At 68.0% G+C, this 22,047-nt stretch carries 17 protein-coding genes and 3 pseudogenes; 11 read left to right on the top strand and 9 right to left on the bottom strand.

All coding sequences use genetic code 11. From position 1 onward, the window contains the following. Nucleotides 1-925: 925 nt before the first annotated feature. Entirely contained in the window at nt 926-1,507 is a 582-nt protein-coding gene (locus C6N31_RS40635; RefSeq protein WP_198359486.1) for a polysaccharide deacetylase family protein, read from the top strand. A gap of 77 nt (nt 1,508-1,584) precedes the next feature. Here the strand turns inward: C6N31_RS40635 and C6N31_RS40630 are convergent, their stop codons facing one another. The 4 genes from C6N31_RS40630 to C6N31_RS40615 all read right to left on the bottom strand — a co-directional run bounded on the left by C6N31_RS40630 (nt 1,585) and on the right by C6N31_RS40615 (nt 6,636). Further along, nucleotides 1,585-1,902, bottom strand: a complete 318-nt coding sequence (locus C6N31_RS40630) for a hypothetical protein (protein WP_138358173.1) — start codon at nt 1,900-1,902, stop codon at nt 1,585-1,587. A gap of 47 nt (nt 1,903-1,949) precedes the next feature. Continuing rightward, complete coding sequence (locus tag C6N31_RS40625; RefSeq protein WP_198359485.1) at nt 1,950-3,731, bottom strand: HoxN/HupN/NixA family nickel/cobalt transporter; 1,782 nt, start codon at nt 3,729-3,731, stop codon at nt 1,950-1,952. After that, entirely contained in the window at nt 3,728-5,041 is a 1,314-nt protein-coding gene (locus C6N31_RS40620; protein ID WP_198359484.1) for a tetratricopeptide repeat protein, read from the bottom strand. Before C6N31_RS40620 ends, C6N31_RS40625 begins: the two co-directional genes overlap by 4 nt. A 149-nt stretch (nt 5,042-5,190) precedes the next feature. Then, a complete protein-coding gene (locus C6N31_RS40615; RefSeq protein ID WP_138358168.1) occupies nt 5,191-6,636 on the bottom strand; it encodes a DUF4331 domain-containing protein in 1,446 nt (481 codons plus the stop codon). Nucleotides 6,637-7,136: 500 nt separating this feature from the next. Here C6N31_RS40615 and nicT point away from each other — a divergent pair, with 500 nt between their 5' ends. The 3 genes and pseudogenes from nicT (at nt 7,137) to C6N31_RS40600 (ending at nt 9,692) form a co-directional block, all read left to right on the top strand. Next, entirely contained in the window at nt 7,137-8,291 is a 1,155-nt protein-coding gene (gene nicT / locus C6N31_RS40610; RefSeq protein WP_232486262.1) for a Nickel transporter NicT, read from the top strand. A 189-nt stretch (nt 8,292-8,480) separates the two neighbouring features. After that, nucleotides 8,481-9,377, top strand: a pseudogene (locus C6N31_RS40605) (DUF4394 domain-containing protein). Between the two features lie 126 nt (nt 9,378-9,503). Next, nucleotides 9,504-9,692: a hypothetical protein gene (locus C6N31_RS40600; protein ID WP_164294189.1), complete on the top strand. Its 189-nt coding sequence runs from the start codon at nt 9,504-9,506 to the stop codon at nt 9,690-9,692. A 135-nt stretch (nt 9,693-9,827) separates the two neighbouring features. On the opposite strand, the gene C6N31_RS40595 is transcribed toward C6N31_RS40600, so the two are convergent. From C6N31_RS40595 to C6N31_RS40580, 4 genes are all read right to left on the bottom strand, one after another. Next, nucleotides 9,828-10,169: a hypothetical protein gene (locus C6N31_RS40595; RefSeq protein WP_138358166.1), complete on the bottom strand. Its 342-nt coding sequence runs from the start codon at nt 10,167-10,169 to the stop codon at nt 9,828-9,830. Between the two features lie 191 nt (nt 10,170-10,360). Further along, nucleotides 10,361-11,713 carry a tetratricopeptide repeat protein gene (locus C6N31_RS40590; RefSeq protein WP_232486261.1) on the bottom strand — a complete coding sequence of 451 codons (1,353 nt, stop codon included), beginning with the start codon at nt 11,711-11,713 and terminating at the stop codon, nt 10,361-10,363. Further along, nucleotides 11,710-12,468: a class F sortase gene (locus C6N31_RS40585; protein ID WP_307811601.1), complete on the bottom strand. Its 759-nt coding sequence runs from the start codon at nt 12,466-12,468 to the stop codon at nt 11,710-11,712. The genes C6N31_RS40590 and C6N31_RS40585 overlap by 4 nt, the downstream gene beginning before the upstream one ends. Next, nucleotides 12,465-14,141 carry a DUF4331 domain-containing protein gene (locus C6N31_RS40580; protein WP_138358164.1) on the bottom strand — a complete coding sequence of 559 codons (1,677 nt, stop codon included), beginning with the start codon at nt 14,139-14,141 and terminating at the stop codon, nt 12,465-12,467. The genes C6N31_RS40585 and C6N31_RS40580 overlap by 4 nt, the downstream gene beginning before the upstream one ends. Before the next feature lie 510 nt (nt 14,142-14,651). Between C6N31_RS40580 and C6N31_RS40575 the strand changes: the two genes are divergently transcribed. Continuing rightward, nucleotides 14,652-15,353, top strand: a complete 702-nt coding sequence (locus C6N31_RS40575) for a hypothetical protein (RefSeq protein ID WP_138358162.1) — start codon at nt 14,652-14,654, stop codon at nt 15,351-15,353. A 610-nt stretch (nt 15,354-15,963) separates the two neighbouring features. Here the strand turns inward: C6N31_RS40575 and C6N31_RS40570 are convergent. Then, nucleotides 15,964-16,254: pseudogene (locus tag C6N31_RS40570) on the bottom strand (chaplin); the annotation flags it as partial. Nucleotides 16,255-16,539: 285 nt separating this feature from the next. Between C6N31_RS40570 and C6N31_RS40565 the strand changes: the two are divergent. From C6N31_RS40565 to C6N31_RS40540, 6 genes and pseudogenes are all read left to right on the top strand, one after another. Then, nucleotides 16,540-16,701 (top strand): hypothetical protein, encoded by a 162-nt coding sequence (locus tag C6N31_RS40565; protein WP_187145164.1) that lies wholly within the window; start codon nt 16,540-16,542, stop codon nt 16,699-16,701. A 55-nt stretch (nt 16,702-16,756) separates the two neighbouring features. Next, complete coding sequence (locus tag C6N31_RS40560; protein ID WP_232486260.1) at nt 16,757-17,119, top strand: hypothetical protein; 363 nt, start codon at nt 16,757-16,759, stop codon at nt 17,117-17,119. A gap of 455 nt (nt 17,120-17,574) precedes the next feature. Then, nucleotides 17,575-18,119 (top strand): annotated as a pseudogene (locus tag C6N31_RS40555) (winged helix-turn-helix domain-containing protein); the annotation flags it as partial. Between the two features lie 742 nt (nt 18,120-18,861). Then, nucleotides 18,862-19,581, top strand: coding sequence for a helix-turn-helix domain-containing protein (locus C6N31_RS46295; RefSeq protein WP_368860196.1), 720 nt, complete (start codon nt 18,862-18,864; stop codon nt 19,579-19,581). 135 nt (nt 19,582-19,716) lie between these two features. Continuing rightward, on the top strand, nt 19,717-20,304 hold the full coding sequence (locus C6N31_RS40545) for a GNAT family N-acetyltransferase (RefSeq protein WP_138358152.1): 588 nt from the start codon (nt 19,717-19,719) through the stop codon (nt 20,302-20,304). 717 nt (nt 20,305-21,021) lie between these two features. Then, nucleotides 21,022-21,918, top strand: a complete 897-nt coding sequence (locus C6N31_RS40540) for a DUF5655 domain-containing protein (RefSeq protein ID WP_187145165.1) — start codon at nt 21,022-21,024, stop codon at nt 21,916-21,918. Nucleotides 21,919-22,047: the final 129 nt, after the last annotated feature.

The following is a 22,047-nucleotide window of genomic DNA, read 5'->3' as shown; positions in this document are numbered from 1 at the left end:
GGGCGAAGGCCATCTTGTAGCCGGTTGTGCCGTAGTGGTCGTCGCGCTGGACAGCCAAGAGCGGGGCGAGGAATGCGTCGATGGCCTCGACGTCACCGCCGGTGATGTCGTTGGTGTAGTGAAGGGTGCGGTTGAGTGCGGCGGGGTCGGTCACGGGCGGGGGAGTTCCGTCGGTCGCGGCAAGGGTCCGACGGGGCGTCTTGTCCGGTCTGCTGCATCGAATAGGGAATGTTATCCGAGGCGATGGACCAGGAGAGGTCGCGACGAACTCGCGTCACGGTTTCGCGGACAAGCGGCATCCGGACGCTGGCTGCCCCGGCGAACAGGACCGAACGCGACCGGAATCCCTGCCCCGGCACAGGGCCCGACTCCGTTCCGGTAGCGTCGCGAGCACCAGGCCTTGTTGTCGCAGTACTCCGCGTCCCGCACGAATTCCGGCACGGCACGCTTCTCCCGCTGTACCCATAGAGGGCAAAACGGCAGCCCGATGCGATACGGCGAACTGGATGATCACTGACGCGTTCCGGGAGGTGCCCGGCCCTGAGGACGGGCGATTCCGCCGACCGGTTGTACTCGATGGCATCGCGTCCGGCACGCTGGAAGGGTCTGCCCGGCTGAATCACGCTCTGGGCCGGTGTGGTTATCCGTCCGGGCCTGCGGGGGTGTGAGAGACCGGGGCATGGAACCGGTCCCGAAGGCGTTGCCGCGACGATTCATCCTGGCCACCGGCGTCAGCCTCCTGATGGCCGGCTGCGCCCAATCCGCCGAACCTGCCGAGGGAGAACCCGGCGCTACTCGTACGGGCCGGACGCCCATCACACCGACCACAAACGTCATGCCACTTCCACCAGCAGCCGCGGCGGCACCCCCCGCGGCGGTGCCCGTTCCCGCTGAGCCGGCTGAACCCGCTCTACGTACGTCACCGTTGTACGAACTGTCGAACCCGGATCGCACGGCCATCGCGCTGACGTTCGACGATGGCCCGAACACGGAGTACACCCCGAGGATTCTGGCGCTTCTGGCCCACTACGACATCCGTGCCACGTTCGTGGTGGTGGGTCAGAACACCGCTGACAACCCGAGTGTCCTCGCACGGATCTATGAAGCCGAGCATCAGATCGCCAACCACACCTGGTCCCATCCCGACCTGCGTCGTCTGTCGTCCGGGGGCGTCCGCGACGAACTGGAGCGCACCAGCGACGTCGTCGAGTGGGCCACCGGTGGATGCCGTACCCGTTGGTTCCGTGCTCCTGGTGGCGACTTCTCTCCCAAGGCGCTGGATGCGTGTTTCCAGCTGGGGATGAGTCCTCTGGCGTGGAGCGTGGATCCTCAGGATTGGCGATGCCCCGGCCAGAATTACATTGCCTCGACCGTGTTGAGCACGGTCAAGCCGGGGGCCATCATCCTCAATCACGACGGTGGCGGAAACCGGGCCCAGACCCTTGCCGCTCTCAATGACTACATCCCACGCCTGTTGGACGCCGGCTACACCTTCACCACGCCGTGACCGCGCGCGACCGACCCAGCACAGCGGAGGCCAGGAGACAAGTCCGGGGGTTGAGGCACTCCTGGGCGACCGTGCCGTCAGGGCTTGGTGAGGTTGGTGTAGAGCTTGGCCCAGGCGATGTCCTGTGCGGTGGCGGGCTTGGTGTCGCAGAAGGGCAGCGTTCCCTTAGCGGTGTAGTACTTCATCATCGCCAGGACGGCCAGGGTCTTGGCATCACTTCCCCCGGTGTAGTCCTGGCTGGGCAGCACGCTCTGGTGGGTTCGGCAGGTGGGTTTCTTGCTGTCGGAGGTGGTGTCGAGTGCCCCGGTGCGTGCGGCGGAGGAGCCGCAGTCGGTGAGCGCGAGCGCGCCGAGCACGAACAGGGTGGCCCAGCGGGTACGAGCACGTGATGCCATGGTGGTCTTCCTGCTTTCCGGAGTGATGGAGAGGCCGAGGTGCCTGTTCACAGCGGCATGGCCCGCAGTGCGGTGCCCATCCCGACGGCCAGGATGAGTAGTGCGGTGCTCAGCGGGGTGATGCGTGCGCCCCACGTCGCGAGCCGGCCGGCCCGTCCGCCGTTCAGGGCCGGGATCCGGTCGCGCAGTTTCAGCAGGAGCAGGCCGGCGGCGGCGAGGGTGGCGGCCATGCCCAGGCCGTAGCAGAGGACGAGGACGACGCCGAAGGCGGTTCTGCCCAGGGCGATGGAGCCCAGCAGGACGATCAGGGCGGAGGGGCTGGGTACGAGGCCGCCGGCGATGCCGATCCCGATGAGGCCGCCCTTCTTACGGCCGCTCGACCCGCCGAGATGATGGTGACCGAACAGCCCATGGCTGTGCCCGTGCCCCCCATGGCTGTGGCCGTGTGGGTGATCGTGGCCACTGTGGCTTTGGTGGCGCTGCTCGTGGTGCTGGTGAGCAGTAGCGCTCGGCGCCGCATGGTCGTGGTGTGACTCGGGTCCCGTGGCGAGCGCTGCCTCTGTCGTCGTGCCGGCTGCGGCGACGGCCGGGTTTCCGACAGAAGCCGTGACGAGTTCGCCGGCTCCGACGGGCTCGGCGGCGGCGGCGACCGCCACGTCGTGGCTGTGCGGATGGTCGTGGCCGTGCTCGTGGTTGCCGTGGGTGTGGCCGTCGTGTGCGGGGGCCCGGTCCGCGGACCGGGCCCCCGCCCGGGTGCGCGCGGTGCGGAGGGCTGCGGGTAGGAGCCAGATTCCGGCGGCGATGATGACGAGGCCGCTGATGGTGCCGAGCCAGGCGAGTGCCTGTTCGCCGACGAGTGCGGAGGAGACGCTCAGCGCGGTGCCCAGGACCAGGACGGACGCGGTGTGGGTGAGAGTGACGGTCGTGGCGACCGTGACCGCGTCGCGCGGCCGGCCCTGCCGGCCGGCGAGGTAGGCGGCCATAATGGTCTTGCCGTGTCCGGGCAGCGCGGCATGTCCCGCACCCAGGACGAGGGCCAGCAGTACGGCGAGCAGTCCGACGGGAAGGGTGAGCCGGTCCCGGTCCGTGAGGGACCCCAACCGTGCGTCCAGAGCCGCGTACCAGCCGCCCAGCAGTCCCGAACCCGGCGCGTTCGCCGCGACGGCCCCCGGGCCGTTGCCGAGGGTGACGCGGGTGTGGCGGGCGTCGGGCGGATTGGACAGCAGGTCGGCGGGGTACTTCCGCAGCTCGTTGGAGATGGAGGCGGCGGGGACGTCCGAGGAGCCGATCCGCGTCCCGTCGCCCTGGGCGGTGATCTCGTGCCAGCCGATGTGGGACGGATCGACTCCGGTGGTGAGTTCGAGGGTTCCGGTGGCACCCAGGTCCGCGGGCGCGCTGAACCGGCACTCGAGCCGGCCGGTGTCGAGACCGGCCTGGCCCCGCACGAGCCGGTAGTCGGTCGTCATGACCTGGAGGTGCAACGAGACGGCGCGTGAGGACCCGGTCCCTTGGGGTTGGGCGGTCGCACGGATCGCGCGGGCGATCGTGGCGCAGGTGGTGCGGGCGTGGGTGGCGGCTTCGGCGGCGCTGAGCCGGCCGTCGTGATCGCTGTCCAGGGCGGGCATGGCCTGGAGGGTGGGGATCTCGGCGGTGTCCACCACTACCAGGTCATCGACCCGGTCGGAGTGGAGCGTCAGACCGTCGTACCGGTTGACGGTGAAGTTCCCCAAGGGGTGGGCGGACGCGACCGGTGCGGCCAGGAAGAAGAGCACCGGGATCCCGGCGAGGAGAAGTGCGGCGCGTCGTGAGTGGGCACGGATACGGGTCATCGTTGTCCTTGGAGGCGGGCCAGGCGCGCTTGTGCGTCGGGTGCGCGCAGCGGGGAGAAGGCGGGGTTGGCCGACAGGGCGCCCGTCAGGTCGGTACGCGCGGCCTGGTCGTCGCCGATCGCCTGTTCGATGACGCCGCGGTGGTAGCGCAGCGTGGCATCGCGCCAGCCGAGCCGGTTGGCCTCTTTCGCCAGGGGCAGCGCTTCTTCGTCGCGTCCGGCCCGGTGCAGGGCCCAGCTCAGGGCGTCGGCGACCAGCACGCTGTGGCGGCGGCCCCATTCGGCGGTGAGCAAGGTGACGGCGAGCCGCGGGTTGCCGTGGTCGGCCTGGTACTGGCCGAGGTTCAGGTCGTCGACGACGCCGTTGGCGGCGAACAGCTTCTGCTCGGCCTCCAGGACGCTGTACTGCGCGCGGGCCTCCGCGGTGCGGCCCTGGGACTCCAGGAGTTCGCCGAGTTCGAGCACGTACTGGGGTTGGGGGACGCGGGTGATGGCTGCCTGGTAGTCGGTGACGGCTGCGGCGGTCCGGCCCAGCGCGGCCTCGGCGCGGGCGGCGCCGGCGAGGGCGGCGGTGTAGGTCGGATCCAACGCCAACGCCTTGCGGTAGTGCGTCAACGCCACCGTGGTGGAACCCGTGTTGAAGGACAGCTCGCCCAGGTAGTGCTGACAGAAGGCCTGGTCAGCCGGGTTGGACGCGTCCTCCAGTCCGCGTTGGAGGGCTTGTGCCGCCTCATCGGTCCGGCCTTGCAGTTCCAGCGTGTAGGAGGCGCGGGTGAAGGACGCGGTCGAGGGGTGCAGATCCAGCATCCGCTGGACGGCGGCCTGGGCTCCGGCGTCGTCGCCGAGTTGGGTCAGGGCGTCGGTGAGTGCCCCGTAGGCGGCCCATGCGTACGGATCGCCGGCGACGGCCTGATCGGCCCAGGTGCGAGCCTGAGTGAACTGGTGCCGGGCGTTCGCGAGTCCGGCCATGCCGGTCTGCGCGGTCGTGTTGACGTCCGGTTGCAGCGTCAGCGAGCGCCGCAATGCCGTTTCCGCCTTGGGGTACAGCGTCGGGTCGACGGTGAGCCGGGCCTGCTCGACGTATGCGGAGCCCAGTTGCGCCCACGATGCGGCGTCGGCCGGCTGCAGGCGCAGCTTGTCCTGGAGCTGGCTGACCACCGCACCGATCGACAGCGCGGTATGGGCCGCGTCGGCCGCCGGAGCGGGCGCCGCCGTGGGGGGAGAGGAGTTGGAGGTGTGTTCCAGTGCCGCGAATCCGGACAGGCCGGCACACAGCGCGGCGGCGGTGGCGATCAGGGCGAGGCGGCGCATGAACGACATCCCTCATTGGCGGTTGTTGCGTACCGGTATGAACGACAGATCCGGGCCCTGCGCGGACGAACCTGCGGCTGGATCGTTGACAAGGGCCGGTGCGGGCAGGTGGCGTCGGCCCGCACCGGCCTGTGGGGGACTAGCCGGGATTAGCCGGCCTGGTTGACCGAACCGGTGTACGGCAGGGCGACGTACGGGAACGTGGTCCCGAACGGGGCGCCCGGCCCGTTGACGCCGTCACCGGCGGCCAGTGCCTGGATCAGGTGACCGGGAGTGGCGCCTTCGAGTGCCTGGATGGCGATGTCGATGACGTCGTCACCCATGCGGCGGCCGTTGGGGAAGCCCTGGAAGTCACCGTTGAGCACACCGAGCCGGTCCGGGTTGGCCGTGACCGGTGTCGACATGTTCAGCCGCAGTTCCTCGGCGGGAACGAACCGCTTCTTGTTGATGTCGAGGTTCATCAGCTGCGAGTTCAGGTCCACGGCCAGCGGCCCGTTGGTCGCCTTCGCGATGCCCGTCAGGAAGATCTCCTGGAGGTCCTTGCGGGGGGTGGCGGGTGCCGGGATGCCGTAGATGCCCTGGATGAGCTTGGGCAGCTCCGGGTCGAGGACCTTCGCGACGACCTTCGGCTGGTTGTGGTCCTCCGACGGCGGCAGCGCGTTGAAGGCGTTCTTCAGCCCGGCCGGCACGACGGCCTCGTTGACCAGCGGGTTGCCCAGACGTGAGACCTGCACGTACTTGCCCGTGGGGGTCTGCTTGCCGGGGCTGAGCTGCATGGTGCGCCGCTCGGTGGAGCTCCACACGCCGATGACCGGGTTGCGCTTGGCGTTGCCCTTGTAGGCGAGCTTGGACTTGGGCACCTGGATGGACAACGTGTTGACGTTGTAGCCGTTCAGGGTGTTGTGGCCGGTCTCGGAGAGGTCGCCTCCGTAGAGCAGGTCGAAGACCCGCAGATCCAGGAAGAACGGGTCCGCGGCCTGCGTGGCGACGGTCTGGCCGCCACCGGGCAGCTTCTGCGTCGCCTGGTTGCGGAGCCTGCCGTAGTTCGGCATGGACGCCTTGCCGACGTTCGAGGGCGTGGCGATGCCGTCCGCGACGAGCGTGACCGGCTTCTTGCCCGCGCGGATCTCCTGCAGGCAGTAGTGCTGGCGGAACAGCAGCGTCTTGTCGTTGAGGTTGTTCACGACGCCGTTGTTGTACAGGAACGTCTTCTCGCCGCGCAGGTCCTCGTTGCGGAACGTCCATCGGTAGGTCAGGTCCGGCTTGCCGGTGCCCTGGCTGTCGATGTTGATGTCGTAGTGCGCGTCCTCAGCGAATGGATAGAAGTTCGGCCCGCCGTTCGGCTCCTGGAACGGGATCCAGTTGGCCGTGAGCGTCACCGTGTCGGACTTGTCCGGGCTGGTGAACGCGTACAGGTCGGTGTTGTCGACCTGCGGGTCAGCCGCGATCAGCGGTGCTTCCCGGTGACTGGACGCCTGGCCGACACCCGTGCCGGGTCCTGCCAGCGCGGCGCCGGCGACTGCCGAACCGAGCGCGAGCAGCATCGCCGCGGACTTCCACCGACTGCTGCCGGCGGGTGATGCGTTTGCGGTCATGAAGATTCTTTCTCTCGCGAACGTGGGGACGGTCTCGGAGGTTTGGACCTCCGCATGCTCTTCGGAGCCAAGCGCACTGCGGATTGGCTCCGATATGAAACTCCACTCAATGGAGAGAGTTTTCCAGCCACCCCGCCGATGGATTTAATGGGACTATTTTCTGCCCAGGAATCAAGATGCCCAGGTCATGCGGGTGGTCGAGGAGGCTGGATGATCGTTTCTGCTCTGCATCCCGTGCTGCGCAAGAGGATTACGCGTTTAATTCTCTCGACCGGAACCTCCGACCAGCGGGTCCATAAAGGTATCGCCGTTGGCCTGAACTTATGCGGCCATTTGAGGGTTGGCATCGCCCGGTCGCACAGGTGGACGATATTGTGAGTGGCCTCGGACTTGAGGTTCGGTAAATTGCTTATTCTTTACTGCGCATCAGTTGCAAGTAGGAACTCCGTGCTTCTACGGTGAATGAGCTACGCCTGACCGGACCGGAAGAAAGCAGTCCCATGGCGCTCACCTCCACCTCCCCCGCTCCTTCGTCAACTCTCGTCGCGCCGGTATCGCGCTGGGCGCGCCTGCGCACATCGATGACCAGGCAGGAATGGACGCGCCTTGGCGGCATGGCCGCGTTCATCCTGGCGTTGCATGTGATCGGCTGGTTCACGCTGGTGGTGATCGTCGCACCGGAGCACTACACGGTGGGCACCAAGGCGTTCGGCATCGGGATGGGGGTGACCGCGTACACCCTCGGCATGCGGCACGCTTTCGACGCCGACCACATCGCGGCCATCGACAACACCACCCGCAAGCTCATGGGTGAGGGTAAGCGCCCGCTCTCGGTGGGCTTCTGGTTCTCCCTCGGCCACTCCAGCATCGTCTTCGTCCTTGCGTTCCTACTCTCGCTGGGCATCAAGGCCCTCGCAGGACCGGTCCAGGACGACAACTCGAAGCTCCACCACCTGGCCGGCCTGATCGGCACCACCGTCTCCGGCGCCTTCCTCTACATCATCGCGGCCATCAACCTGGTGATCCTGGCCGGGATCTGGAAAGTCTTCCGGAAGATGCGCACCGGTCACTTCGACGAAGCGGCCCTGCAGGAACAACTGAACAACCGTGGCTTCATGAACCGCTTGCTCGGACGGGTGATGAAGTCGATCACCAAGCCCTGGCAGATGTATCCGCTCGGCCTGCTGTTCGGCCTGGGCTTCGACACGGCCACCGAGATCGCCCTGATGGTCCTTGCCGGTTCCGGCGCGGCCTCCGGACTTCCCTGGTACGCGATTTTGTGCCTGCCGGTCTTGTTCGCCGCAGGCATGTCCCTGCTGGACACCATTGACGGATCGTTCATGAACTTCGCCTACGGCTGGGCGTTCTCCAAACCGGTCCGCAAGGTCTACTACAACCTCACCATCACCGGGCTGTCCGTCGCCGTCGCTCTCATCATCGGGACCGTCGAACTGTTCGGACTGCTCGCGGACCAACTCGATCTGCACGGCCCGTTCTGGGACTGGGTCGGTGGTCTGGATTTGAACATCATCGGCTTCATCATCGTCGGCCTGTTCTTCACCACCTGGATCATCGCCATTGGGGTCTGGAAGTTCGGCCGCATCGAGGAGAAGTGGACAGTCGGGCTGCACTCCGCCGAGCCCTCCGCCGACTGAACCCCTCGCGGGCCCCGGCCGTACGTCAGCGCTCACGTCGGTCACCGAATGTGAACCTGGCGGTGTGAGCGTGCTGGTCTGCGGCATCCCCCGGACGGTCTTCGTGACGGGCCATGCAGGAATTGGTGTGTTTGTGTCACGGAGTGACGCCCGGCGTCCGGTTCGGGCTGCTTCCCCTGGGAGACTCGTATGCGTGCAGCGATAGTCGTTCCTGCTCTGGCGCTCGCGTTGGCCTGTCCCTTTGCGTCGGCCACCACAGCGGCGGCAGGCGACGGGCACGGTGACGGCTTGAAGGTGATGGGCCTCACCGTCGACCAGCGGCTCGTCAGCTTCTCCGAGGACGCGCCGTAGTCGCTCCGCTCGGGCGGCCGTGTGCACGGCCTGCAGGGGGACACCAAGCTGGTCGGGATCGACTTCCGTGTTCAGGCGGGGAAGCTGTACGGCGTCGGCGACAAGGGTGGCGTCTACACTGTCGACCGCGACGCGAACGCCAGCAAGGTCTCGCAGTTGACCGTGGCGCTGCAGGGCAACAACTTCGGCGTCTTCAACCCGGCTGCCAACCGTCTGCGGGTGATCAGCGACACCGGTCAGAACCTGCGCCACAACATCGACGATCCCGCCGCCCCTCTCACCACCACCGTCGACGGCACCCTGACCAACCCCGCCGTCCCGCCCGCCACCACGCCCACCACCGCGCTTGGTGTCACCGGCGCCGCGTACACCAACAACGACCTGAACACCGCGACCGCGACGTCACTGTTCGACATCGACACCGTCAACGTCCGCGTCTCGCTGCAGTCCCCGGCCAACGCCGGAACCCTCGCGCCCACGGGCGGTCTGGGAGTCAACGCGGGCCCGTCGGCCGGTTTCGACATCTACTACTCGCCCAAGGCCGGAAAGAACCGGGGCTTCGCCGCGCTGCAGGCGAGCGGCACCTACGGCTTCTACCGCGTCAACGTCCTGAACGGAAAAGCCGACCGCGTCGGCAACTTCCCCACCGGCCAGCAGGTCTTCGACATCGCCCTCCCGTTGGCCCAGGACAACTCCCAGCCGCTGGGCAGCATGGATGCCAGCTTCGTCCAGTAGACCGAACGCGGCCGGGATCCCTGCCACGGCACACGGCCTGGCCTCGTTCGAGCCCACCGGCCTCGCAGCGCTCTGGCCACCAGCGCCATAGGAGTGGCCCTGCACCCAGTGCGCGGATCAGCCCGCGTGCTCCCCGCTCCCGCGGAGCATCTGCTGGACGTCCCCGTCCGCCTCGGCCAGTCCCAAGGGTCTTCGAAGGTCCGGCTGGCGTCCTCCAGTATCTCCTCCCCGGCCGGGCAGGACCCGGCGGCGGCCCGGTGTTCGCCAGCCGGCCGGTTGCTGCTGGCATCCGCCCAGGCGAACCCGGGCGAGTGACCTCTGTGTCGAAGACGCCGCCGCACTACTACGTACCCGCGCCCGCTCGCACGTGTGGCCGTCCACGCCTGCAATGTCGTTTACGCAATCATGCGCGACGAAGCACGGGCTGCGTCTGAGAGGTTGCGCAGGAAGTCAAGGGCGGCAGGTGACGCTAGGCAGTTGCCCGTTCCGGGGGGTCAGTAGCCGCACGCAGCGGGTGGTCCCGTCGAGTGTGTCGGCCAGGTGCCGCAGCGTCGTAGCGTCATCAAGGTCCGCGTCCACGTACCGCTGCGCGATCTTCTGGTAAATGGAGATGACTTCCCTCATAGCGGTCAGTGTCCCGGCGGAAGGGCTGACAGCCTCACGGCGGTCAGCCGCCGCGACGCATTGCGCGGTGCGTTCCAATTGCCGCAACAGCGCATCGCCCCGCTCCACGAGCTGGACCAAACGAAGCCGTGGATCGGGGTCCGTACAGCCGACGACAGCTTGATACATCCAGGAAGACTAACGGGCCGTCGGAGGCCGACTGGCGGGCTGAGGCTCGTCCGGAGCGCAGCGCGCTGCTCAAAGTGCCAGGCCAGCACGGGCGCGGACCTTCTTGCCGTCAGTCAGACCGACAGCCCAGGTGGGTGCGCTCACGCGGTTGACGATCTCTCAGCCGTGCCTTCCCACCTGGGCCGGGTTCGTTACGGAGTGCTGGGAAGCGCGGCGAGAATGGCCCGCGCGTTGGGGGCGTGCAGCGGGTTGAATCGGGAGTTGATGGTCAGGGTCAGGGTCAGATCCGTCCGCGCTGCCGCGCTGTCACCGAGGGACTGTTGGATCAGGGCTCGGTGGTAGTGGAACAGCGCGTTGCGGGTGCCCTGGGCGAGTGCCTCGTTCGATTCTTCCAGTGCTTCGCGGTCACGGCCGTTCGTGTGCAGGGCCCAGGCCAGCGCGTCGTGGGATTCGAGGAACGGGCGGGTCCGCAGACCTTGGCGGGCGATGGTGAGGGCGTCCTGCGGGTTGCCGTGGTCGGCTTCGAACAGGGCGGCGTCGGAGTCGAGGGCGACTCCGCCCGCGGCGAAGAGTTTCTGCTCGGCCCTAAAGACCTGGTACTGCTGGTTTGCCTCCTGGGTGCGGCCGAGGGACTGGTAGAGCTCACCGAGCGCGAGGACGTACTCGGGCTGCGGGACTCGCTGCACGGCTTGGGTCAGGTCGGCGATCGCGGCGTCCGTCTTGCCGAGCGCCGCTTCGGCCTGGGCCTTGGCCTGGAGCAGGGCGACGGAGGAGGGGGCTTCGTGCAGTCCGGCCTGTGCCTGGGCCAGTTCACCGGCCGGATCGCCCGTGTTGAAAGCGAGTTCGCCGAGGTAGTAGTGGGCGAAGCCCCGGTCGGCGGGCCCGGCCGCGTCCTGGAGAGCGCGTTGCATGTCGGTGCGGGCGGTGTCGGTGTCCCCGCGCAGTTCCGCGACATACGAGGCACGAGACAGCGACGGCGTCCCCGGTTTGAGGTCGACCATGCGCTGCACGGCGTCGGCAGCCTCGCCGTAGCGGCCGAGTTGGGTGAACGCGTCGGCGAGGGTTCCGTACAGCGAGGAGTTGTACGGGTTGACGGCGACGGCCTGCCGAGCCCAGTTAAGTGCGGGGGTGAAGTGGTGGCGGGCTGCCTCCAGGGCTGCCATGCCGCCCAGTGCGGTGAAGTTGTCTGCCTTCTGCACGGCCAGCGAGTGCTTGAGCAGCTCCTCCGCCTTGGGGTAGTACGACGGGTCCGCGGTGGCTTTCGCCTGCTGGACGTAGTCCAGGCCGAGCGTGGCGAGCGCGACGGGATCCTGCGGGGTCTTGCGCAAGTGGTCCTGCAACCCGGTGATGTCCGCCGCGAGCGGATCACTGACCGGAGCACTCACCGCGTCGGCGGCGGGAGTCCCCTGCTCGGATCGTGCGGCCGGCCACGGAGAGAGGCCGAGGCCGCCGGCGAGGAAGAGACCCACTCCCAGGGCACTGGTGATCACCGCGAGCCGGATGTGGTGACGGCGTGCGGGGCGCATGCGTTCGGACTCGGTCAATTCCCGCTCCGGTCTGGGACATCTGATGGGGAGGCGGCTGATGGCGGTGCCGCGGGTTGTGGGTCGGCGGGGGTCGCGTAGACGACGATGTTGTCGCGGTACTCGTGCAGGGCCTTGTCGTAGGTGCCGCCGCAGGTGATCAACCGCAATGCGGGGGCGCCGGCGGTGGCGTAGACCTGGTCGTCGGGAAAATCCTCTTTGTCGTACTGCCGCAGCGCCCGGACGGTGAAGGCGAGGTGGGAGTGGTCCTCGCGGTCGATGGTGATCGCGTCCCCCGGTCGCAGGGAGGACACGTTGTAGAACGCGGCCGGGCCGGTACGCGAGTCGACGTGGCCGACGATGATCGCGGCGCCAGGATCCCCCGGACGGGGGCCCTCGCTCCACCACCCGACCTGCTGCGGGCCCTCGGGGACGCCGAGGTGGCCGTCCTGCCGCACCTGCAGATGGATCAGGGTCTCGTCGAGGTCGATCCCGGGTATTCGGATACGCACCGGCGCCGGAGCCGAAGCTCCGGCAGAGGCGGTCCGGCCCCCGCCCTGGGAGACGGGGAGGGTTCCGACGTCCGCGCTCCTGGCGGGTCCTGGCCCGGCGGTGATGAGGGCGCAGGTGCCGAAGGAGGCCAGCGATATGCCCGTCAGGACGGCGAGGGACGCGGCCACCCGGCGGGGGCGTGCCGGGCGGAACCTGCACAGCCCCCGCGGCCGCCTGCGCTCCAGTGCGGAGCGCAGGCGGCCAGGTGCGGCAGGGGTGGTCACGGACGGCCTGCGTGCCTGCGCCGGCGCAGGTACAGCACTCCGGCCACGGCCAGCAGCGCGCCGCCGCCCAGTGCGGTGGCGGGAACGACGGTGGATCCGCTCAGGGCGGTGCCGCCGAGGCCGGCTCCGATGCCGCCGTCCGGCCGCTGCGAGTCGGCCTGGTTGACCGCGGCGGTGTTGGGCAGTGCGACGTACGGGAAGGAGGTGCCGGTCTGGCGGTAGGGCGTGTCGACGCCGTCACCGGCCGCGAGCGCGGGAACGATCTTCCCGGTCTGCGCGGCGCCTTCCAGGGCCTGCAGCTCGATGTCGACGACATCGTCGTTCAGGCGTCGGCCGTTGGGGAAGCCGGCCAGGTCCTGACCCAGGACCCCCAGACGGCTGGGGTTGCCGGACGGCGGCACGGCCATGTTCAGCCGCAGCTCCTCCGCCGGGGTGAAGGCGTCCTTGTGGACGTCGGCGTTGAGCAGCTGCGAGTTGAGGTCTGCCTTGATCGGTCCGCAGTCCTTGCACACACCGGTCAGGAAGATCTCCACCAGGTCGTCGCGGGGCGCGGCCGGGGCGGGGATACCGTAGATGCTCTGCACGAGCTTCGGGACGATCGGGTCCTTGACCTTGTCGACGACTGGCGTGACCGTGTGGTCCTTGTCCGGGGTCAGCGCGTTGAAGGCGTCCTTGTACTTCAGCGGCACGACCACCTCGTTGACCAGCGGGTTGCCCAGCCGGGACACCTGGTGCCAGCCCGCCTCGGTGGGCGGCCCGCCCTTGGCGTCGTTGCCCTCGCTGCCTTCATTGCCCTTGGACTGCGAGCCCTCGTCGCCCTTGCTGCCGGAAGCGGCGACCTGGACACCCTTGCGGTCGGTGGTGGACCACACGCCGATCACCGGGTTGCGGGTGGCATCACCCTTGAGGGCCAGGTCCTTCTTGGGGACCTGCAGGGCGATGGTGTTGACGTTGTAACCCGCGAGCGTGTTGTGGCCGCTCTCCTTGAGGTTCCCGCCGTAGAGCAGGTCGAAGACCCGCAGGTCCAGGAAGAACGGGTCGGACGCCTGACCGGCGTAGGACTGCCCGCCCTCCGCCAACGGCACCACGGCCTGGCTGCGCAGCGCGGCATAGTCGGGCATCGAGGCCTTGCCGGTGTTCGACGGGGCCGCCGGCGCGTCCTTGAGCAGGGTCTTGGAGTTCCCGCTCGCGTCGGTGACGGTCAGGTTGTACGTCTGGCGGAAGTTCAGGTTCGCGTCGTCCACGGAATTGACGACGCCGGTGTTGTAGAGGAACTGGTTGGCGTCGTCCCGGATGTGATCGGTGAACGCCCAGGTGTAGGTGGCGTCAGGCTTACCGTTACCATCGCTGTCGATCTTGATGTTGTAGCGGGCGTCGTTGGCGAACGGGTAGAAGTTCGGTCCGCCGTTGGGCTCCTCGAACGGGATCCAGTTCGCCACCAGGGTCACGGTGTCGGGCTTGTCGGGGCTGGTGAAGGCGTACACGTCAGTGTTGTCGACCTTCGGGTCACCGGCGGTCAGCGGTGCCTCGCGGTGGCTGGAGGCGGAGCTGACCCCGGGACCGAGGGTCGTCAGAATGCCGGCGGCGACCAGGGCGAGAGTGCCCACGGCCGCGAGGGTTCGCTCGGCGGGGCGGGTCGGACTCTTGCGGCGTCGCGGATGGGATCGTGGCATGGGACATCCGTTCCAGGTGAGAGCCGGTGCCTGCCCAGTGGCCGGCGTGGCGGCGGTGTGCAGCGAGCGCTCGGAGCCGCACACGGAGCCATGCACAGAATGCCCGTAATGTGACTTAAGCTACGAATAAAGCACCATGGACTCAGAGCCCCCGCAACGCTCCTGGGCCGAACGTGGTCACCCGGCGCTCAACCGTGTCGCCACCCGAGTGACCGGCAGCCACGTGCGGTTATCGGACGCCTCTTGCGGGCAGCGTCCGCCGGCGGGCCGTCTTCGCGCATGGCCGCCGACAGGGCCGGCCCAGGCGGCCGTCGTCCCGCGCGCAGGGAGGTCCGAGCACCGCCACCCCTATGGCCATCGGCGCACAGCCGACCGCATCGGGCGTCACCGTCCCGATATCTGGGTATTGCGTCCTTCGCTGGATGGTTGTGCGGGAGTGACCGTTTCCAGCCTGGGCACGCGGGCGGGTCGAACTCCTCCCGCCGCCCAGCTGAGGCGAAGGGGGAGCGGATGAGCCCACGGTTTCCCGACCTGAAGGATCTCGGCCTGCTGAGCAGTGAGGAGTCGGGGGCGCTGCGATGCCTGAACCGCGCGCACGTAGAGCTGCGTGGAGAGTGGGAATGCGCCCGCGCCCTGACGCGGAGACTGCTGGCCAAGGCCGATCTGGAGGAGGGATACACCGGACAGGGCCCAACGCCGCATCATCAGCTCGCGGCGCGAGCGGCCTCTTCGGCAGCGGTCGCCTACGAGCGGACCATCGGGGAGATCACCTGGCGATACGCCAGCGCGGCCACTGTCCTGGGCATCACCATCTGGGACCGCCTGACCTGCGGCCGACCACCCCTCAGTACCCAGACCCTGGAAGTCCTGGCGGCGGAAGAACCCACCTTGGGCCAGTTGCGCGGCATCTTCTCCGGGCCCTACGCGCGGCTTCTGGCGTTTCGAGCCGACGAGCCCTGGAGGTCCGCGGGCATGGAGCAGGTGGACCTGCTCGGTCTGCTGGAGAGCGCCTCCTTCAACGTCACCCACACCAAGACGAACGGCCGCTATCCGGAAGAGTCCGAAGCCGCCGACTGCCGGCTGACGACGGCATCGCCCCCCGACGTCGATGCCTTCTGGGAAGACCTCCTCCCCCCAGCACTGCACCTTGCGGAAGCAGTACCGTTCGCGATCGCACAGCGACTCACGAGCGGCAGCTCACCAAGACGCTGACCCCAGGAGGCAAAGACGCGTACCGGCCGGCGGGGCAGCTCCTTCCGGTGACACTGCCCCTCCCTGCTTTGGCATCCAACGACCGTCTCCGCTAACGCTCTTGGCACAGGTATGCCGGCATCTCGTTCGCAGGCCACCCGGATGGCTACGACGATTGCACCAACCCCGCCCACACACCCGGCGGGCGGCTCCTGCGCACGCCACACTTCACAAACGGACCCGCGCATCATGAACAAGGGGTCGTGGAACGCGAGCGAATGCGCGTGCCGTGCCAGGTCGGCAGGGAAGGCTTCGTCCGGTGCTGTGGTCACCGAACGAAGCCCCCGACCCTTCCCGGGGCAGCGGGAAAAGCAGACCGTGCACCGACCACATCACTCTGGAGGGCTGGCATACGATCCGGCAGAAAGTGGATCACCCGTAGGCCGGCCGCGCACGCCGCACCGCCGCACGACGCTAGACCGGCAACCCGATCAGGCGCGCCCCACGCGCCGGAGCGCGATCAGTGGTCGCAGTTGGCCATGCCGGCGCCGTGCATGTCGCTGCCGTGGTGGTCGTTGCCCCACTGGGCCGGACCGCTGTGGTCATCGCCGCCGCGGTTGTCCTGGCCCCAGTTGCCCTCGCCGCGGTTGTCCTGACCGCCCTGGTCACCCATGTGGTGGTCTGAGGTGTTCTCGCAGCGGTTGCCGAACGCCGGGTTCAGCGCACCGAGCACGCTGACGGTGTTGCCGCACACGTTGACCGGAATGTGGATGGGCACCTGGATCAGATTCCCCGACAGCACACCGGGCGAGCCGATCGCGTAACCCTGCGCGTCGGCGTCGGCGGCGGCCAGTCCCGCACCGCCGAACAGGGCGGCGCCCATAGCTGCAATGACCGTGGCGGCCTTGGCGATACGCAACATCAAATCTCCCTGAGGGTGAGACAGCTCCGCACCGGGTGCGGTACGGACCTCACGATCAAGACCACACTCAGCACCATGGACCGCTCCGTGACACGCCCTTTGCGTCCGGGTCGAAACCATATTCACCGCAACAGCTCTCTTCCGGTGCTGTCGACCCGTTCATCGACCGTGCGCGGGGCCTTCCCGATCAACCACGACAACGCCGCAACTATCGGATAACTGCTGGCGGCGCTCCTGCAGGCTTCACCCACCGAGGCACACCTCGACTTCACGCAGGTCCCCCGCTTGGGCACGGCGGCAGCCTCGGTGTTCTTCCCCCTGATGGCCGCCGCCCGCGCCCACCGCACTACCCTCATCGTCCACCGCGCCGACCTGTCCCTGCGCGCCGCGCTCCACGAACTCGGCCTGGACCGAACGGGACTGTCCTACAGCGGCGATCCCATCTGACGCCGTTCGCCGATCGGCGCGGGGGCAGCGTCTGGAGACGCGTCACAGCCGTGTCATGATCTCGCTGGCGTCCGGCGTGGGTCCGGCGCGCGGGAGAGAGATCATGAACCCCTACCTTGCTCTGCCCCTTCTCCTCATAGCGTCGCTCATCGCCGCCGTCGGCCTCGCGGCGGTCACCCGTGGCTGGGTGCTGCCCAGGAATCGGCGTCACGTCCGCAACCCTCGTCTCTATGGCTGGGGCCAGCTGATAGTGGCCTTCGCCCTGTGCTGGCAGCTTGTCTTCGGCATGCTGAGCCGCGATCCCGAAACCCGGGCGTGGGGCACCCTCACCGGCGCGGTGATGCTTGTGGCCGGCTTCATCGTCGCGTTCATGGGCCAGCTCACGAGTAGTAGACGCAAGGGCAGCAGCACGCGGTAGAGGAGCGCGGTGGCAGGGGGATCGCCAAGGCAGCGTCTGTTCGTGATCTGCTGAGCTGAGCGGCCTTGATCCGACCTTGGCGGGGTCTGTGGAAAGGTGGGCCCGCGGATCCCAGGTTTCGATGGGGGAGGCACTGCGGCTGCTGGACGAGCTGAACCTGGCTGTCCGGGTGCCGGAAGGGGGCGCCTCAGACGACGCGCGATCGCGCTGGGCAGACAGTATGGAGAGCGAGGAGAACCCCGTCGTGCGGGCACGTGGGGCGCGCCGGTATCGCGGGCCGGACAATGTCCGGCCCGTGCGCACAGCCGGTGCGGCCAGGAACAGAAAGCACGTGAACACGGTGATGCCGATCCGGCGCCAAGTCATAGGCGATGAAGCCCCTGTACTGAACTTGATCGGGTGATGTCGGGCTGTTTGCCGGACAGCGCGTGGGTGGCTTCGGTAGTCCTGGTGGGGTGAGATATCCGCAGGGCGGCGGCTTGACCGACGCCGAGAGGGCCGGGCGAGAGCAGGTCCGGCTCCAGGCCGTGGCTGGCTTCGAGGCTGGCGAGAAGAATCGGGAGATCGCTGCCTCGTTGCGGGTCTCGGAGCGGTCGGTGGAACGCTGGCGGCGCCAGTGGCGCGAGGAGGGCCTGGCCGGGGTGGCGTCGAAGGGTTCGCCTGGCCGGCCTCGACTGTCGGAGACGCAGATAGCGCGGCTGGAGCGGGAGTTGGAGCGTGGCCCGCTGACGCATGGGTGGGCCGACCAGCGGTGGACGCTGGCCCGGGTGAAGACGATGATCGGCCGCCTGTTCCATGTCTCGTACACCGTGGAGGGCACGTGGCGGCTGCTTCGGCGGCACGGTTGGTCGTGGCAGCAGCCCGCCCGGCGCGCGATCGAGGGGGACGACGACGCGGTGGAGCTGTGGCGGCGGGAGGTCTGGCCGCGGGTAAGAGCACCGCGGCGGTGAACAGAGCTTGGGTAGTCTTCGAGGACGAGGCCGGCCAGTCGATGACGCCAGGAGTTCACGTCGGGTGTCGGGATCCGTGGCGATGTTCACGACCGTGCCTCGGCGTAGCCGGGAGTGGCATGGATGTCCGCGCCGTGGCGTAGGAGCAGGTCGGCCGCGCGGAGCTGACCGCCGGGTAGTAGCCGGGCCAGTCGGTGGCGATATGCAGCGCAGTGCGTCCTTTTGAGGTGCCGCCGAAGCGGGCCGTCGCAAGGGCGGGGCGTTCACCGAGCAGTCGGTGCACGGTGGGGAGGTCGCCGCCGCGGATCGCAGCAATGAGGTCTGACACGGCTGGGTTTTCACTGTCCAAGTCCATGCGGGGATTTTCTTCCGGCGGTTCGACCTTCGGCTGTGTTCCCACCCGCCAAGGACCGGCGGCCGTGATACCGCCTGGCACCAGGACGACCGGCCGGCAAACACTGGCTTCGTACGTGTAGACGGCGGGCTCCATCAGGTGGGTTCTGACTCCTGGCGGTCGCTCCGTGATCGTGCGGGTGACGGGGCCGTGGCGGGCGTTTTGCCGCGGCCAGGCGTCGGCGTGGTGGAGGGGAGCCAGGGGGTGTGCGGGTCGTGGCGAGCGCGTTCGCTCTGATGGCGGATGGTTGTAATACCGGTTGCGCCATGGGCACCGGTGTTCGGCATATACCAGTTTGATCATGGGTGGACATGCGGACGGCGATGATCGCGTGGAGCCTTTGTTGACGGGACGATGATGCTGCCTCGCCCGCCCCAGGCGGCCGCTCCTGGCGCCTGGTGCGGCTTGGCGCCGGGTCGGCTGGTGTCCGTCGCCGTTCATCGGCCGTCCCGGTTTCGTCTCTGAGCTTCACCCGCGCGCCGCGCTCGCTACGGTCGCGCGGTGTCATTCCTCCACGCATTGATCTTGGCCTGCGCTGGTGGTTCGACGCTTGCAGTATCGATTGTCCTGCCGCGCGTGTGACGGCCTTGACCCCACCGGAGGTGCGTGTCCCTGTGAACACCGACGCCAGCCCCACCAGCAAGCGGTGCCAGCTGGGTGCAGTGCTCCGCAAGCTTCGGCAGGCCAAGGGCATGACGTCTACCAGGGCAGCGGCATTGTTGTTGGTCTCTCAACCGAAGATGACCAGGTTGGAACTCGGCCAGCGCCGCATCAGTCAGCGCGATGTCCGTGATCTCTGCCGGATCTATGAAGTCGAGGAGCAGCAGGTCGTTGACGCTCTCATGCAGTTGGCCCGCGCGTGCGGGCGGCAGGCTGAGGCCAGCCTGCCGCCGGCGCGAGAATCTGGCGTTTGTTCTCGATGTGCCGGCTTCGTGTCCCCAGCCTCCCCACCACCAACAGCGGGGGACGGAGGGGATGGTAGGAGGGAAGTCCGAGCTTCAGTGGGGCTGCGAGAGCATCACTGGTGCAGGTCAGAGACCTGTCCGAGGACGGGTTCACATGAAAGCGGCGAACGGGTGGATGCCGGGTCGGTTGAACGGGTGGCTGCCGCCCTCTGAGCAGGTCCGAACGTCGCCAGATACCCCTGCAGGGACCTCTCACTGCATCTAGTGCCGCATCAGGCAACGTTTGCCCCGGCTTGAGTTGCCCCCCGCCCTTGCGGTGGGGATGGGCGATCTGGAAGGCTCCCGCACATGCCGATCTTGGTGAGGGCCGCCGAGTGGGAGGACGTGCCGGCGCTTGTCCGCCTGCGTCTCGCGAATGCCGAAAGGCATGTTCAACTCGATCCGGCCGTCTACCGCGTGCCCGACATCGAGGCTGTGCGCAGGCATTTCGAGGAGGTGCTTGCGGCCGAGTCCAAGGTACTGATCTTGGTTGCCGAGGTGGTGGGCGACGTGGTGGGCATGGTGGAGGTCATCCTGCTGGCGGATCCTCCGGACCATCAGATCCTGACTCCCCGCCGTGCGGCCGACATCCACACCGTCGTCCTGGACGGGCATCGCGGCGAGGGTGTCGGGGCGGCCTTACTGATGGCGGCGGAGAATGCTGCCGCGGAGCATGGTGTCTTGATCATCTATGCCGGCATCTTCGCGCCGAATGAGGGAGCCGTCCGTTTCTACGCTTCGGCTGGCTTCGGACCGCGCGGAACCTTGCTGAGCAAGGAGCCAGGCGCGCCGTCGGTAGAAGGAGATGACACATCACCGGATACGGCCGCAACAATCCCTTCTCCTTGCCCCACAAGCGGGCATCCACCCGCCTGCTCAGCCCCGTCGCACCCTTGAGCTCAACCACGCTCCAGAGATACCAACCGCCACTGACAACGAGCCCCTGAACTACGCCCGGGGGCCCACGGCGGCGTCGAACCGGACGGGCGATCGCTTTGAGGGTGTCTCGACCGGCGCGGACCACCCCCGCTCGCACGGGGAGAACGGACACTGCGACCTCGACGAAGGCGGCCCGGACGGAACACCCCGCTCGTGGGGGGAGCACTGCGGTCGGCGCCCGCCAGAGACTACGGGATGCCCTTGACGAGACCGCCCCGTGAACTTCGCCGCGTACTCGCCGCAGCCACCCGCAGAAGTCCAGCCACGGCCCGACGCAGCCCGTGGGCACCTGCTCACGGGAGGGGGTGCACCGGATACGTCGAGAGGTATCACCTCTACCCTGACCTGTGAAAAGGGTTCGTCCGGCGGGCAGGCCAGATGGGTAAAGGGGTGGTGCGCCCAGCAGGACTCGAAGGTGCGGCCAAGTGCTTAGAAGGCACTCGCCCTATCCACCGAGCGATGGGGTCTGACCTGCGAAAACGGAGCCCTCCGGGCGCTCGCACCACGATCTTGTGGGACGTATGTGGGATTTCGATCCCCGCGAGCCGTGGGAAGTCGGACTCCACGCGGCGGACGGAGATAGCCTCTCACGCCACCTTCACACCCCCGAAGTCCCTCGCGGAAACAATCCTGCCCCGACTCGGCGTTGATGATCTCCGAGGCGAGGAGGGGAAGGTGTCGGGCCTGAAGCTGTTCCGCACGGATACGACCATTGGCGGCATGACCGAGGTCATGCCGCATCTTGCTGAGGTCGAGGCCGATGTGCAGGGTCTGGTCGAGGCGCACATGGAGACGCTGCTAGGCGTCCGGTTCCTGGCCAGCGAGTACTGCACTGGGCCGATTCACGGCGGTCGGATCGACTCGCTTGGCCTGGACGAGAACGGGTCGCCGGTCATCGTGGAATTCAAGCGCGGGGTCGACGCAGGGGCGATCCATCAAGGGCTCTTCTACATGGCCTGGTTGATGGACCACCGCCGCGAGTTCGAGCACCTGGTCCGCGACCAGCTCGGGGCAACGGCCGCAGCCCAGGTGCTCTGGAGCGCGCCAAGGCTGATCTGCATCGCCGGCGACTTCACGCGCTACGACGTACACGCCGTACGCGAGCACCGCAGGTCGATCGACCTGGTCCGCTACCGGCTGTTCGGCAGCGACCTGCTCGGCCTGGAGACCCTCGCGTCCGTGAGCAGCGGGACTCAGGCGCCTCGGCGGGCACGTCGACAGGCCGGCGCACGCACGGCAGCCGACATCCAGGGCGCGTCGATGGCCGACCTGGCGACGGCGGTTGACGAGGCGTTGCGTGGTCTGGGCGACGGCGTGAGCCGCGTGGAGCGCAAGCAGTACCGGGCGTATCAGCGGCTGCGGAACTTCGCCTGCGTCTGTCCGCCCCAGCGGAGCAAGCTCCTGGTCTACCTGAAGGTCGACCCGAAGCGCGTCGACCTGGCTCCCGGGTTCACCCGGGACGTGTCTGGGCTCGGCCACCACGGGACCGGCGACTTGGAAGTACAACTCCGCACGACGAGGGACGTGGAGCGTGCGCAGGACCTGTTCCGTGCGAGCTACGCGGCGGGGTGATCGTCGGTCGGTCCTTTCGCCGAACGGGTATCTCGTGGCGGTGGACTACTAATGATGCGCGGGATCGCCGGTTTGGCTAATACTGCAACCGCATGTGGGGGTGGTGGCCTCGGCGTTGGTAGTGGCATC

Origin of the sequence: Streptomyces fildesensis, assembly GCF_016107395.1 — a bacterium.
Taxonomy (GTDB): domain Bacteria; phylum Actinomycetota; class Actinomycetes; order Streptomycetales; family Streptomycetaceae; genus Actinacidiphila; species Actinacidiphila fildesensis.
Note: the sequence above shows the minus strand (reverse complement) of the source record. Positions and strands in the feature narration are given on the sequence as shown.

Coding starts and splice junctions, on each gene's coding strand:
- C6N31_RS40545 (WP_138358152.1), top strand. CDS start 19,717: ATGCCGATCTTGGTGAGGGCCGCCGAGTGGGAGGACGTGCCGGCGCTT.
- C6N31_RS40620 (WP_198359484.1), bottom strand. CDS start 5,041: ATGCGCCGCCTCGCCCTGATCGCCACCGCCGCCGCGCTGTGTGCCGGC.
- C6N31_RS40630 (WP_138358173.1), bottom strand. CDS start 1,902: ATGGCATCACGTGCTCGTACCCGCTGGGCCACCCTGTTCGTGCTCGGC.
- C6N31_RS40615 (WP_138358168.1), bottom strand. CDS start 6,636: ATGACCGCAAACGCATCACCCGCCGGCAGCAGTCGGTGGAAGTCCGCG.
- C6N31_RS40560 (WP_232486260.1), top strand. CDS start 16,757: ATGATCTCGCTGGCGTCCGGCGTGGGTCCGGCGCGCGGGAGAGAGATC.
- C6N31_RS40595 (WP_138358166.1), bottom strand. CDS start 10,169: ATGTATCAAGCTGTCGTCGGCTGTACGGACCCCGATCCACGGCTTCGT.
- C6N31_RS40575 (WP_138358162.1), top strand. CDS start 14,652: ATGAGCCCACGGTTTCCCGACCTGAAGGATCTCGGCCTGCTGAGCAGT.
- C6N31_RS40580 (WP_138358164.1), bottom strand. CDS start 14,141: ATGCCACGATCCCATCCGCGACGCCGCAAGAGTCCGACCCGCCCCGCC.
- C6N31_RS40625 (WP_198359485.1), bottom strand. CDS start 3,731: ATGACCCGTATCCGTGCCCACTCACGACGCGCCGCACTTCTCCTCGCC.
- nicT (WP_232486262.1), top strand. CDS start 7,137: ATGGCGCTCACCTCCACCTCCCCCGCTCCTTCGTCAACTCTCGTCGCG.